Annotated in this window: 12 protein-coding genes and 1 pseudogene; 8 read left to right on the top strand and 5 right to left on the bottom strand. The window is 65.9% G+C overall.

Annotated elements, in window-relative coordinates; translation table 11 throughout:
• The first annotated feature begins 356 nt into the window (after nt 1-356).
• Nucleotides 357-566, top strand: a complete 210-nt coding sequence (locus tag G5C60_RS32505; RefSeq protein WP_165264599.1) for a hypothetical protein — start codon at nt 357-359, stop codon at nt 564-566.
• A gap of 10 nt (nt 567-576) precedes the next feature.
• A complete protein-coding gene (locus tag G5C60_RS53290) occupies nt 577-708 on the top strand; it encodes a hypothetical protein (RefSeq protein ID WP_277611402.1) in 132 nt (43 codons plus the stop codon).
• A 36-nt stretch (nt 709-744) separates the two neighbouring features.
• Here G5C60_RS53290 and G5C60_RS32515 read toward each other — a convergent pair whose 3' ends face one another.
• On the bottom strand, nt 745-1,737 hold the full coding sequence (locus tag G5C60_RS32515; RefSeq protein ID WP_206440269.1) for a hypothetical protein: 993 nt from the start codon (nt 1,735-1,737) through the stop codon (nt 745-747).
• 191 nt (nt 1,738-1,928) lie between these two features.
• Here G5C60_RS32515 and G5C60_RS32520 point away from each other — a divergent pair, with 191 nt between their 5' ends.
• Nucleotides 1,929-2,141 (top strand): bacteriocin immunity protein, encoded by a 213-nt coding sequence (locus G5C60_RS32520; protein ID WP_206440270.1) that lies wholly within the window; start codon nt 1,929-1,931, stop codon nt 2,139-2,141.
• 75 nt (nt 2,142-2,216) lie between these two features.
• Here the strand turns inward: G5C60_RS32520 and G5C60_RS32525 are convergent, their stop codons facing one another.
• Nucleotides 2,217-2,702, bottom strand: a complete 486-nt coding sequence (locus G5C60_RS32525; RefSeq protein ID WP_165264600.1) for a hypothetical protein — start codon at nt 2,700-2,702, stop codon at nt 2,217-2,219.
• A complete protein-coding gene (locus G5C60_RS32530; RefSeq protein ID WP_165264601.1) occupies nt 2,699-3,025 on the bottom strand; it encodes a plasmid mobilization protein in 327 nt (108 codons plus the stop codon). The genes G5C60_RS32525 and G5C60_RS32530 overlap by 4 nt, the downstream gene beginning before the upstream one ends.
• A 293-nt stretch (nt 3,026-3,318) precedes the next feature.
• Here G5C60_RS32530 and G5C60_RS32535 point away from each other — a divergent pair, with 293 nt between their 5' ends.
• The 4 genes from G5C60_RS32535 to G5C60_RS32550 all read left to right on the top strand — a co-directional run bounded on the left by G5C60_RS32535 (nt 3,319) and on the right by G5C60_RS32550 (nt 9,519).
• On the top strand, nt 3,319-3,966 hold the full coding sequence (locus G5C60_RS32535; protein WP_165264602.1) for a hypothetical protein: 648 nt from the start codon (nt 3,319-3,321) through the stop codon (nt 3,964-3,966).
• 120 nt (nt 3,967-4,086) lie between these two features.
• Nucleotides 4,087-8,682, top strand: a complete 4,596-nt coding sequence (locus G5C60_RS32540) for an RHS repeat-associated core domain-containing protein (RefSeq protein WP_165264603.1) — start codon at nt 4,087-4,089, stop codon at nt 8,680-8,682.
• Nucleotides 8,683-8,685: 3 nt separating this feature from the next.
• Complete coding sequence (locus tag G5C60_RS32545; protein WP_165264604.1) at nt 8,686-9,177, top strand: hypothetical protein; 492 nt, start codon at nt 8,686-8,688, stop codon at nt 9,175-9,177.
• A gap of 75 nt (nt 9,178-9,252) precedes the next feature.
• Nucleotides 9,253-9,519 carry a hypothetical protein gene (locus G5C60_RS32550; protein ID WP_165264605.1) on the top strand — a complete coding sequence of 89 codons (267 nt, stop codon included), beginning with the start codon at nt 9,253-9,255 and terminating at the stop codon, nt 9,517-9,519.
• Nucleotides 9,520-9,797: 278 nt separating this feature from the next.
• Here G5C60_RS32550 and G5C60_RS32555 read toward each other — a convergent pair.
• A pseudogene (locus G5C60_RS32555) lies at nt 9,798-10,118 on the bottom strand (esterase); the annotation flags it as partial.
• A gap of 22 nt (nt 10,119-10,140) precedes the next feature.
• Between G5C60_RS32555 and G5C60_RS32560 the strand changes: the two are divergent.
• Complete coding sequence (locus G5C60_RS32560) at nt 10,141-10,764, top strand: DUF6461 domain-containing protein (RefSeq protein WP_241267238.1); 624 nt, start codon at nt 10,141-10,143, stop codon at nt 10,762-10,764.
• Between the two features lie 513 nt (nt 10,765-11,277).
• Here G5C60_RS32560 and G5C60_RS32565 read toward each other — a convergent pair.
• On the bottom strand, nt 11,278-12,831 hold the full coding sequence (locus G5C60_RS32565; RefSeq protein ID WP_165264607.1) for an alpha/beta hydrolase: 1,554 nt from the start codon (nt 12,829-12,831) through the stop codon (nt 11,278-11,280).
• Nucleotides 12,832-12,856: the final 25 nt, after the last annotated feature.

The following is a 12,856-nucleotide window of genomic DNA, read 5'->3' on the forward strand; positions in this document are numbered from 1 at the left end:
CGGGGAATGGGAGCGTCCATGGCTGTTGGATCAAGGGTCGGGAAGCCCCAGGCGCAGAGCCGTGGGCGCTCGCTGGCAGGGAACATCGCATTCGGTGCGGGGCTGCTGCTGGTCCTGGCGACCATAATGCTCGGTGCTTATGCGGGCGCCGCCCTGACCGTCGGCTTGGCCGACGACTCCTTCTTGTCGCCAGCGGTCCCTGATGACGGCCGGAATGCCGTGATCATCGGAGGTGCCGGCATGGGTGGCCTGCTGGGGCTGATGCTGCCGCTGCTCCTCCTGCGGCGGTCCGGGGGACCGAGGAGAAGCCCAGGCTCGGACCGGGCGAGGCCCTGCTCAAGGCGTTAGCAATTGTTGTGTTCGGCATCTACCTGGTTGTCGTCTCGCTGCTTGCCACTCAGCTCGGCTGGATCCTTCCCGAGGGAGTCATTACGCTGCTCAGCGTTCCCGTCGTCGGCTTCAGCTGGGTGCCTCTGGTGATGATTCCCTGGGAGCGGTTCGGGCTGGGAGCCATGCGAGGGCTGCGCATCGGCTCGCGCGGTCAGGGCAACTCCCGCTCTGCCTGACGCTGACCTGGTGGAACGCATCGCCGACCTGACCGCCCACCGCGAACTCCGCGACCGCGGCCTCGTCGTCACGCTCCTCGCGAAGGGCTCTTTCGTCGCGTATCCCCAAGCCGAAGAGCCCGCAGGTGGTGAGGAGCGGTAGTCGCTGCTGCCGGAAACGTTCATCTGAATCGCTGGTCTAATTCGTTCGCTTCGGCGAAGCCTCGACCCCTGAAGGCGGCCGGTGGTGCATGTCCCGCAACTCCTGCTGCGAGTCAGGTGAGAAGTCCTCCCAGTGGTACTTCGTGAGGCTGATTTCAGCTCCATCCGCATCCATGAGCATGTTCTGGTCGGAGTGACCGAAGAACGCGTCGGCCATGCTGGGTGCCAGGGCGTCGACCCGGTAGCAGCCGCACAGGTTCTGGGTGACCAGGGGAGACCCGGTGTCCGGTGCGTGCGCCGCCGCGAAAGCTTCGGCCGTGCTGCGCTGGGCTGGTGTGAGCGACTCCAGGGGCACGAAGTTGGGCCGGTCAATCAAGTAGCGCGTGAGGCACTCCCGCCGAAAAGCGCGTAGTCGGCACCAAGAGCCGTCCGAGAAGACGACCTTCACGTCTTTGCCGTTCTTGAAATCCCGTCGTTCGAGCGTGCTGATGGCGGATCGCGGGGTCTCCCACAGCACCTCGTCCTCGACGCGCTCCGTGTTCTTCTCGGAAAAGGGAAGGCCCACGATGATCAGACGGCGGTCGGTGACGATCGCGTGCGTGCGGTAGTGCTTCTGCTTGGCTCGGCCTGGATCCAGCTGCCAGGGAAGGGTACGGGCGATCGTGTCGGGCGCCGCCCACATCACAGGGAAGTCCTCGATCTCGTCAGCCTGGTCCTTGGACTTGTGCGCACCCGAGCGCGTGCCACCGCCGCCGCTGAAGCCGCCTCCCTGCGACGTGAGGACGCCCAGGATCGCCACACCTACGGCGATTGCTCCGCCCTTGAGGACGTTTCGTGTCAGCGAGCCGCCGCTCGAACGGGCTCTGTGGACCGGCCCTTCGGGCCAGCCCGCCAGTTCGCTCTGGATGTCATTACGCTCGGGGTTGCGAAACCAGCGCATGCCTCTGACACTCATCGCCGCGCCCGAGGCAAAGGTGACCGGGGTACGGCCGAGCATTATCTCGCCCGGATCAGGCTGCCAGTAGTCCACCTCTGTGCGCATCCTCCGGGGCAGCGGTCTAGCGGTGGATCTTCGTCAGCGCCTCACTCTGTCACTTCGCATCAGGTGTCGTCCCGCCGGGATCCGGCCCATGAGCTGAGCGCCCCGGAGATCGTTCATCCTGTACCCGGGCAAGAGGTCGCTTCGGTAATTAGCAGGCTCAAGTCGAGAGGATGCGCTACATGATCTCGAAGACCGGTGATGAGCTCATTCAAATGGTGCAGCAGCTTGCTGACGCGACTCTTCCCGAAGACGAGGAAGATGCACTGGTGGAGGAATTGGAAAAGAGCGTCCCGCATCCTCGCGTATCTGACTTGATCTATTACTCGGATCCAGAGCTCACGCCAGAGGAAGTAGTAGATCAAGCTCTGGCCTACCGCCCCATTGAATTGTGAGCATGCCTGGCCTTGTCGGGGCCCGACGGCCTGACAGCGAGCAGGAGTAGCGGCGTCGCCCGCCCCGTTCTTCCGTCACACCGCCTGGACGTGGACGTCACCCGGGTTCAGCACGGCCAGATACGCCTCGATGTCCTCCGGGTCGCTGGTGAAGATCACGGCGCTGCCGTGTTTCACGGCGGATAGGGTCACCCACGCGTCCACCGGGTCCGGCTTCTTCTTGGGAGGGAGTTTCGCCTCCCCCAGCGCCGCGCCGATGCGGCGCCAGTCGATGACGTCAGGGCCGTTGGCGCATGCGATGCACTCCGGCCGGCCAGCTCTCGTTTCACGCATGGCTGGTTCGGATGTCCGGGCCTGTGGCACGGTGCAGTCCTTCAGGACGGCGGCCAGGGCGTGAATGGACGCCGGACGCGGGCGCCACACCTGGGCGAGAACGGGACCGAGAACAAGGGCGCGGTGGGGAGCGGCCATGAGGCCGTTGTGCAGTGCCACGGCCTTGGCTTTCCGGTCCGCGAGGGCGATGAGCATTCCGGTGTCGTACACCGGGACCCGTGCACTCACGCGGCGTGTCCGGGGCGGGCAGTCGAGCGGTCTTCACCGTAGACGAGGTTGAGAGCGGCTTCGACGTCTCGTCGCTCCTGCTCTGTCAACTCCTGTGCCTTCATGTCTGGTTCGGGCGGAAGGGCTGCCGCTTCGGCCTCCGCCTCGGCGATGAGGGCATCGAGCCCGGAGAACTGATCTTCTATGGCCTCGGTCTCCGCCATCTGCCGGGTCGCAGCGTGCACGAGGTACGCGGAGACGTCCATGCCTGCCCGCTCCGCGTGCTGCCTGATGCGCTCGGCCTGCTCCTGCTCAAGGCTGATGCTGATCCTGGTCCTAGCCATGAGGCGAGTGTATGACGCGTATTACGGAGCGTTCAAGCGGCGACGGTGGATGGAGGACGCGGGCCGTGTGAAGGACGTCGGCAGTGGGCGTACTGGTGCTTCGTACCGCTGTCGGAGGGCGGAGACGCTGCAGGGCCGGTACGAGCCCGAACGCGCCGTCGCCCTCGTCGTCGCGACCATAGCGATGGACACGTGGGGAAGAGTACGCATGAGCCGCCGAGGCCAGGAGTACGCGCCCTCGTACGCTTGACGCAGACGCACACCAGCTCGCACCGGAACCGGGGGACAACGGCATGGCCCGCTACATGGAGGCGCTCACCATCGAGCGCGGTGGTTTTCGGATCAAGGTGCCGGAGTCGTGGTGGGAGTTCGACGTGCGGCCCGAGTCGCGGGACGACTCGATTCGGCGGATGGTGGCCGAACGGGTGCGGGAGCGCCCGGAGTTGGAGAAGTACAAGGACACGTACACCGCCTTCCTGCAGAAGTCCGCGGCAGACGCGTGGAAATCGGGTGCGCTGTACTGCGGTTGCATGGCGGAGAGCTTCGGCGGGGACACGCCGATCACCGGGTCGATCACCGTCTCGCTCGTCGGCGGGCGTACGCAGGCCGGTGAACCTCTCTCCACCGACCCGCAGTTCATGGCGGGCCAACTCGCCGTGCGCGAGGCGAAGAAGGAGGGCGACGCGTGGCGGAAGGTCACGACCGTCGACATCCCCGGCGTCGGGCCGGCGGCGCGTACGTACGGGATCGAGGACATCCCGGTGCCCGGCGACACCCTCAACCGCACCATCCGTGCCGTACTCATGCAAACGTTCATCCCCGTGCCCGGGCAGGAGGGCAAGGTCGCGCTCATCGCCGGGAGCAGCCAGGTGCTGGACCTCGCGGACTCGTTCTTCGACATCTTCGACGCGATCACGTCCACGTTCCGCTTCGCGGAGTAGGGCCGCATCCGGGGTGACGTGCCGTGCCGCCGGTGTGACCTTTCCGCCGAACACCAGTACCTAGTAACTTCACTTGTGCGTATGTGTGGTTGACGAGGCTGGCGTGACGGGGGTTGCGGAGTGGCGGGGTATCGGCCGACGGACTGGCACGTCCTGGACCTGGACAAGGACCCGACGCCGGGGGACCCGCAGCGGGTGCGGTCGCTGGCGAAGAGCCTGCATGACTTCGCCGACGACGTGCAGGACGCGCTCCGTCTGGTGAAGGGGATGGCGGAGGAGGATGCCGTCCTGACGATGGTGGGCAAGACGGCCGATGTCTTCCGCGACGAGTTCTCCGGGGTCCCGAAGAACCTGAAGAAGCTCAAGAAGTCCTACGACCTGGCCGGGGATGCGCTGGCGGCGTACTGGCCGAAGCTGGAGCGCGCCCAGGCGCTGGCGGACAAGGCCCTGGTCAAGGGCCGGGAGGCACAGGCCGATCTCGCCTCCGCCAAGTCCCGGCTGTCCACGGCCGATTCCTGGGTGACACGGGCGACCAAGGAAGCGGACAAGTACAAGGACGACCCCGGGTCGGCGGGCAAGGACGTCCCGAAGCCGGACGAGTCCAAGGTCCGCGCCGCCACCCGGGATGCGACCAACGCCAAGTCGGCCCAGACCTCCGCCCAGACGGATGTCACCTCCGCGCAGAGCGCCCTGGACGCGGCGAAGAAGATGGCCGCGGACGCGCGGCAGATGCGCGAGGACGCCGCGCGGGAGGCCAAGAACAAGCTGGAGGAGGCCTCCGACGCGGGTATCCAGAACCGCAAATGGTACGAGGAGGTCGGCGACTGGGTCTCCGACAACTGGGACACCATCGTCACGGTCTGCAAGGTCGTCGTCGCGGTCCTCGGCATCGTCGCGATGATCATCGGCGGGCCGATCCTGGGCGCCATCGTCCTGGTCGCCGCGCTGGTCGTGCTCGCGGACACCCTCAACAAATACGCGAAAGGCCAAGCGTCCCTATGGGACGTGGCGTTCGCGGCGCTGGACTGCATCCCTGGCATGAAGGGCCTCACCACCCTCGGCGGCCTCGCCAAAGGCATGAAGGCATTCGGCAAGACCGGCCTCAAGGGCATGACCATGGGCGTAAAGGGCCTCGGCAAGGGCGCCCGTTCCATGGGTCGAGAGATGAAGAAGCTCTTCTGCCGCACAGATCCGGTAGACGTAGCCACCGGTGAGGTGGTCATGTCGGCAAAGGACGTCGCACTTGCCGGAGTCTTTCCTCTGATTCTGGAAAGACACTATCGAACGAGCGTCCGCTCTGGCCGTTGGTTCGGGCCCAGTTGGGCGTCAACGATCGACCAGCGGCTCATCATCGACCAAGATGGCGTCCGCTTCACTGCCGACGACGGCATGGTGCTGTACTACCCGGTTCCGGAGCCCGACGTTCCGATCGAGCCTGTTGAAGGTCCCCGTTGGCAGCTGCACTGGGATGGCACGGCGGCTGGGACCATGACCATTCACCAGCCCGACAGCGGGCGCACGCTTTATTTCAGGCCGCTGCCGGGGCGCTCTCCTGCCGAGCTGCCAATCGCCGCGATTGCTGACCGAAACGGCAATGCGATGCGCATCGAGTACGGCGCTGACGGAGCCCCGCGTGAGGTCGTTCATGACGGCGGCTACCGGGTCGGACTGACGGTCGACCAGGGACGCATCACTGCCCTCGGACTCCTCAGCGCCCCGGGGCAGCCCACTCTGCTGCGCTATGACTATGACGAAACCGGAAACCTCTCAGCGGTCTACAACTCGTCGGGTCTGCCGCTGAAACTCGACTACGACCAACAGCGGCGCATTACCCGCTGGGAGGATCGCAACGGCACGTGGTACCGCTACCGATACGACTCTGCGGGCCGCTGCATTCACGCTGTCGGCAGCGACCGGATCCTTGAGTACACCTTCGACTATGACGAACGCCTGAACGTGACCTTGGTGACGGATTCTCTGGGCTTCACCACGCGGTATGAGTTCAATGATGCGTACCAGTTGATCAGCGAGACGGATGCGCTTGGCAACTCCACCGTGCGGGAGTGGGATCGCTATGACCGGGTGCAGTCGGTTGTCGACCCGCTCGGCTATCAGACATCGTACGAGTACGACGCTGGTGGCAATCTGGCAACGTTGACCAGGCCGGACGGACGAGAGATCAAGGCGGAATATAACGCATTCCACCTTCCCGAAGTCGTGGTAGGTACAGATGGAGCGACCTGGCGCAACGAATACGATGCACGGGGCAACATTGTCCGCAGCGAGGATCCGGCGGGGAATGCGAAAACCTTCGTGTACAACACTCAAGGCCATCTCGTCGAATCGGTGAACGCGCTGGGTGAGTCTCTGGGTATGGCGACGAACGCCGCGGGGCTGCCACTGGCCATCACCGATCCGTTGGGCAACACGACGGCGTATTCCTATGATGCCTTCGGTCGTGTCATCAGGGTCAAGGACCCGCTCGAGGGCGTGACCACACTCGCCTGGTCCCTTGAGGGCAAGGTGGTCCGCCGTGTAAGTCCTGACGGCGCAGAGGAACTCAACGCGTATGACCCGGAAGGGAATCTCCGCAGGTATACGGATCCGGCTGGCGGAGTGACCCGCTTCGAGTCCAGTCACTTCGACCGCCTTGCCGCCAAGGTCAACCCTGATGGCACACGTTATGAATTCTCCTACGACACCGAACTCCAGCTGCGACAGGTGACCAATCCGGCTGGGCTGACCTGGCACTACGAGTACGACGCGACCGGCGGTCTTGTCGGCGAACGGGACTTTAACGGGCGGCTGGTCTCGTACATCCGCGATGCGGCGGGCAGGCTTGCATCTCGGACCAATGGGGCCGGAGAGGTATCCCATTACACCCGTGATGCGTTCGGCAACGTCGTGGAACAACGCAACGAACACGATGGGGTTGGGGGTGTCACGAGATTTGCCTACGATGCTGCGAACCGGATGACGTCCGCCGCCAACAATTCAGCCGTCGTGGCTGTCCAGTACGACATCCTCGGCAATGTCATCTCCGAGACATGCAACGACCGGGTGACCGCGTACGCCTATGACCAACTGGGACGACGTACGCAGCGAACCACGCCCAGCGGTCTCGTGAGCAGCATCGCGTACGACGAAGCAGGGCGGTTGGCCACGCTTGGAGGCCCGGGGCAGCACATCGGTTTCTCCTACGATGCGCTGGGGCGCGAGACCCAGCGTCAATGGGGAGCCGGCGTCAGCCTGGCGCAGAGTTGGACTGACGGTCACCAACTCGCCTCCCAGGTCCTGGTAGCAGGAGCGCCGAGCTCGTCTCAGCTTCAGCCGGTCCGCCGCGAACGGTCCTTCGCATACCGGGCTGACGGCTACCTCACCGACATCAGAGACTCGTATGCGGGCCATCAGCACTTCACCCTTGACCAAGTGGGTCACGTAACCGCTGTCCAGGGGCAGGGGTGGTCGGAGGCCTATGCCCACGACGCGAGCGGCAATCTCACCTACGCCACCTGGGAACAAGAGAGCAGCACCTCGCAGCCCAGCAGCCCCTCAACTGCACCGCAGAACATTACCTATAGCGGCACACTCCTGCGCCGATCCGGCCGTTCGGTGTACGAATACGACGGCCAGGGACGCGTGATCCGGCACACCCGCAGACTGCTCTCCGGCGGCAAGCGGACCTGGCAGTTCCACTGGGATGCCGATGACCGAATAACCGGCGTCGTCACGCCTGATGGCACCAACTGGCGCTACCTCTATGACCCGCTCGGCCGGCGTATCGGCAAACAGCAGCTGGACCCGAACGGCAGCGCGGTCGTGCAGGAGACCACCTTCACCTGGGATGCCGACCGGATCATCGAAGAGGAGACCACCCGCGACTCCCGGGAGGACCGGCACATCACCACGTGGGACTGGGCGCCTGACACCTATCGTCCCGTCGCGCAGACCGACCGGGTTCTCCCTCTTGCCGATGCGCCTCAAGAGGAGATCGATCAACGCTTTTACGCAATCGTCACGGATCTTGTCGGCGCCCCCACGGAACTGGTCGACGACACCGGAAATGTTGCGTGGAAATCCCGCGCCACCCTCTGGGGCGCAGACCGTAAAGAGCAGAATAATTCTGCAAATTGCCCGCTTCGGTTCCCCGGGCAATACCACGATGACGAAACAGGGCTGCACTACAACAACTTCCGGTACTACGATCCGGAAACGGCAGGGTATCGAAGCCCTGATCCACTGGGCCTGTCCGCCAGCCCCAACCAACACGCTTACGTCCCCAACCCGCAAACGTGGGCGGACCCGCTCGGGCTGAGGTGCACCCCGCCAAGTGATGCTCAGCTTCTGGCAGACGCACGCGCGATCCACGATGCCGTGAGGATTGGCCGCTCCCCCATCGGAGCGCGGATCGCGCATCAAAGGATGACCGTTGTTACGGGCGACCTCAACGGCGAGCTTGTCTACAGTGTGAATCACAATATGACTGCACCTGCAGTTCGCGAGACTGCTGAGCGTCTAGGCTACAGGCGAGTCAACGGCATAAGGTACACAGGGGCGGACAGTACGGATGCTGAGCAGGTCATGTTCAATGCCATCGATGCGGGCGATCTACCGAGTACCGGTCGGATGGCTCCATCGCGTCCCGCATGTGGCCCAGAGAGACAGGACTGCCGTGGGCGTTTCGACGACTATCCCGACATTCGATTGATTGAGTGAACAATGCTGCTTTGGGACCAGGAAATGCGCTCGGCGCGCTCCGAGATCAGCGAGCTCGCGCCCTCATTGCGCCTCACTGTCGCCGTGAAGACAATTGAACAGACCCTGACAGCTCTTCAGCCTCCTTTGTCGGACTCACCGGCTAGTCGCATCATCTCGGACAGCCTGCGGGTGTGCCAGGAAGCCATAGAGTCCGGCACCTATTTTCCTGCAGTTCCCGAAAACCTCGAAGAAGCGGTGGGGAACGCCATCGATGACGGGCCAGAACCTGGCGCAACGCCCCTGCTGATGGCTGTTGTCAACTGTTTCGGCCATCCAGAACCCGGCATGGGAACAGAGGAGTTGTTCACCGTATTGTCGGATTGCTACCAAGCGGTACTGGAGCGAGAACAGATCGAGGTAGTTACGCCCGAAGCCGAGCGTCAGAATCTGCGCTGTCGGGAGGCCATTCGTGTTCAGAAGGAAATTCTGAACGCAGCGCGAGGAAACTCCTGACCACGGTCGCTCCAGGCCCGGTTATGGCCCAGTCAGGGGCGTGACCTTGACAGGGGTCCCGTACCGTTCCTCAAGATGCGGTACGACAACACCGTGACCAAGGGAGGCACGGACGGCCCGGACGGAGTCCTGGCAAAGCCGGACACTCTGTACCGCGAAATCAAGCTACTTGACGGTGCGCCGGGAAGTTACGTCGAGTTCGAGAATTTCCAGGGCCGGGTGTTCCGGGTCGAGTGGCGCGGGGCGTGGTTCGTCGCAGAGTGGGAGACGCAGGGCGGAGAGCCCCGAGAGATCGGGCTGGACGAACTGCTCGAGTTCGCGTCGGCTCGGTTGCGAGACTGAGCTGAAGTCCCCGTTCTGCTGCCCTGGTGCCCACCACGCGAGAGTCCAGCGGGGCAGGAGGAGGGGAAGTGGAACCTCAGCCCGCCATCGCTGGACTCCCCAATGTGGCCCCTAAGCGCCCCATGGACCTGGTTCACGCCAGGGCCATGGGGCGTTGTCGTGGGATGAGAGCGACAAGGGGTGCGAGGAGTGCGGTTCTGCCACCCGCCGTACGACGGGTTTCGCATATCGCGGTCCTCCGGGGGCCGGATCCTGTCGGCTCCCGGAGGATTCGTGGGTTACCGGGCTGTGAAGCCGAAGCGGGTACCGGCGGCGGGGAGGCCGCCGGTGCCGGGCTGGTAGGTGGTGATCGTGGTGGGGGTGGCGCCGGCGACGACGTTGGCCATCGGCAGGGCGTGCAGGGCGCCGTGGGTGCTGGGGCCGTACGGCATGCCGGCGTACAGGCTGGTGCCGGTGAAGTGGATGCTGAGGCCCAGGCGTTGGTTGGCGCCGGGGGTGCCGGGGATGCCGGCGTTGTTGCCCGGCTCCAGCCACTTGTCGTTGGCGCCGGGTGTGCCCAGCAGGGAGAAGGTCTGGATGGCGCCCGCCTTGGACGCCGTAAGCACAGGACGGAGTCAGAACATGAGGGCAGACTCGCTCGACTGGGCGGTGGACCATATGTGCGTCACCTTCACCCAGGGCCTGGAACCCGCCGAGGTGTTCACCCGCTACGGCGCCGACCCAGCCCGCTCCCGGTTGCTCGATGCGGACACCGCATCCGACCTGCCCACAGGTCAATTCGCCGCCGGAACGGTGTCGCTCCTACGTTCCGGAAGGCTCGGCGAGTGGACGTTCTGCGTCGAGGAGGACGGCGTCATCGGCTCCTGGCCCGAACCCCTCGCCGTACTGTCCCGCGGCACCGAGACCTACAGCGTCCTGTCCACCGAGGGCCTTGCCGTCTTCCAGCACTGGCGCGACGGTGAGTGCCTGGAGAACTTCGAACCCGGCCTGGAACACCCCCGGCCCGGACATCCCAGCCCCTGGTGGGACAGAGTCCAGGAAGCCCTGAGCGAGCATGGGGACTCCGGAATGGCCCCCGTGGTCGCCCTCGTGCTCGACCACCTTGGCCTCACCTTGGACGATTCCACCCTGGCCGCCCCTTGGCCCACCCTGACCCTGGCCGAGGACGACGCCCCGTCCGCACCGCGCGGTGATTCCTACGCGGGCGAGGGCCCGGTCCCGCCGGGCGCCATCGAAATCTTGTAGGGACACGTCCGGGCGTCCTGCGACGCTGACCACTGACATCGAACGGGCGAATGGGACGACCGAGGAGCTGTTCCCCAATGTCTATGTCCCCAACACCAAGGGAACACCGGGTTGCTCAACCTCGGCAACGGCTCACAGCAAGTTCGCGCCCTCGGGAGCCAGCATGAGTTTCACCACCCCACCGCGGCCGTTCGACGTCACCGCGCTCTTCCCTCAGCAGGCCCCGCTGACGCGCACGGCGACCCGGCTGCACCCGCGGCCGGGGTCGCCGACTGACCGACCAGGAGGGGCAGAAGCTCCAGCAGGTCGTGCGCCGGGGATTCACGTCGCTGTGGCCGAGGTCGTCCGGAGCGACCACGCAGCCCGCCTGCGCATCATCCGGCCGCTCTGCCCCGACCACCGCACCGGCACCCACCCAAAGGCGGTCTCGGACCTGGCGGTGTGGTGGTGCACGCCCAGGGCTCTGCGAGCGAACCGCTGTGCTGACGGCCGCCCGGCGGATCCGTACGGGCCTCAGGACATGCTGCCCCGGCACACCGTCCCCACGGCCGGGGTGCGGCCCGTGCGGAGGTATGTGTCGACCGCGTCCGTGACGCAGCGGTTCTGCGGGTATGTGCCGTGGCCCTCCTCCTCGGCCGTCAGGAGCACGCCGACACCGTCGCCCAGGGCGCGGGCCATGTGGCGGGCGCCGGTATATGGGGTAGTCGGGTCGCCGGTGCCGCCGACCACCAGGACGGGGGCCGCGCCGTCGGCCTTCACCTGGGGCGTGGCGCGCTCGCCGTCGAACGGCCAGTCGTAACAGAGGTAGACGCCGGTGGACCAGGCCGCGCCGAAGACAGGTGAGGCGGCTTTGATGCGGGCCTCGTCCCTGTCGAGGCGTTCGAAGCCAGGGCGCAGGCTGGAGTCCGCGCAGGTGATCGCGATCTGGGCGGCGCGGCTGCTGTCGCGCGGGGCCGGCGCGCGGTCGGCGGAGCCGATGTCGTCCGCGCCCTTGCTCAGCGGACCACCGTCGTTGTCGTCGATCAGCGCGGTGAGGGCCTTGGCGAGCGGCGACCAGCCGTCTGTGCCGAGGTCGAGATGGTCGCTGACGGTGTGCGCGAGGTCGTCGGCGTCGAGGTTCCTTCCGCCGCCGGCCGGGGCGGGCTTTTTCTCCAGGCGGTCGGCCAGGCGCGCCATGCGTCGCGCGGCCTCCTCGGGCCCATCGCCGGTCGGGCAGCGGCGGATACGGGCCGCGCAGTGCGCAGCGAACCGGTCGAACGCCGCTTGGACCGCCTTGACCTGCGACACCTGCTCCTCGTTGAGGTCCTCGGTCGGATCGACGGACGCTTCGAGGACGAGCCGTCCGACGTGCGACGGGTACAGGTGGGCGTAGACCGCGCCGAGCGCCGTTCCGTACGAGACGCCGAAGTAGTGCAGCCGCTCGTCGCCGAGGAGGTAGCGCATCAGATCGAGGTCGCGCGCCGTGTGCGAGGTGCCGACGTACGGGAGGAGCGCCCCGGAGTGCTCGGCGCAGGCTTCGGCCCCGTCGTAGCCGGTGTCGTCCGAGGTCTTGCCGCAGCGCACGGGGATGGTCGCGCCAACGCCGCGCGGGTCGAAGGAGACCAGGTCGTAGCGGTCGAGGAGCGGCTTGTACTGGTTGAGGCGTTCGGGTAATCCGCTCACGCCGGACACGCCGGGGCCGCCGAAGTTGAGGACGAGTGAGCCGATGCGCCGGGCGTTCGGACCGGTGGCCTTGCGGCGGATCAGGGCGACTTCGATCGTCCTGCCATCTGGTTTCCGGTAGTCGAGGGGGGTCTTCATGGCGGCGCAGTCGTAGCCCGTGCGCGCGGTGGGCGGCGAGGTGCAGCGGGACCAGCGGAGGTGCTGGCCGGTGGTGAGCGCGGTGGGCAGACCGGCGGGCGGGTTGTTCGCGGTTAACTCCGTACGCGGCTCCGCACTCCGGCCGGGAGCGTCGTGCTGGAGCCAGGCGCCGACGGCCCCGATCGCGGCGAGGACGACCACGGCGATGATCCGCGCACCGGTCGAGAGGCCCGGTCTGCGGCTTCGTATCGGATGTGCGTCACTCATCGAAATCCCCGCGCTCCCGCCCCTG

Source organism: Streptomyces scabichelini, from assembly GCF_011045015.1.
Classification (GTDB): domain Bacteria; phylum Actinomycetota; class Actinomycetes; order Streptomycetales; family Streptomycetaceae; genus Streptomyces; species Streptomyces scabichelini.

Coding starts and splice junctions, on each gene's coding strand:
- G5C60_RS32560 (WP_241267238.1), top strand. CDS start 10,141: ATGAGGGCAGACTCGCTCGACTGGGCGGTGGACCATATGTGCGTCACC.
- G5C60_RS32550 (WP_165264605.1), top strand. CDS start 9,253: ATGCGGTACGACAACACCGTGACCAAGGGAGGCACGGACGGCCCGGAC.
- G5C60_RS32530 (WP_165264601.1), bottom strand. CDS start 3,025: ATGGCTAGGACCAGGATCAGCATCAGCCTTGAGCAGGAGCAGGCCGAG.
- G5C60_RS32545 (WP_165264604.1), top strand. CDS start 8,686: ATGCTGCTTTGGGACCAGGAAATGCGCTCGGCGCGCTCCGAGATCAGC.
- G5C60_RS32565 (WP_165264607.1), bottom strand. CDS start 12,831: ATGAGTGACGCACATCCGATACGAAGCCGCAGACCGGGCCTCTCGACC.
- G5C60_RS32535 (WP_165264602.1), top strand. CDS start 3,319: ATGGCCCGCTACATGGAGGCGCTCACCATCGAGCGCGGTGGTTTTCGG.
- G5C60_RS32520 (WP_206440270.1), top strand. CDS start 1,929: ATGATCTCGAAGACCGGTGATGAGCTCATTCAAATGGTGCAGCAGCTT.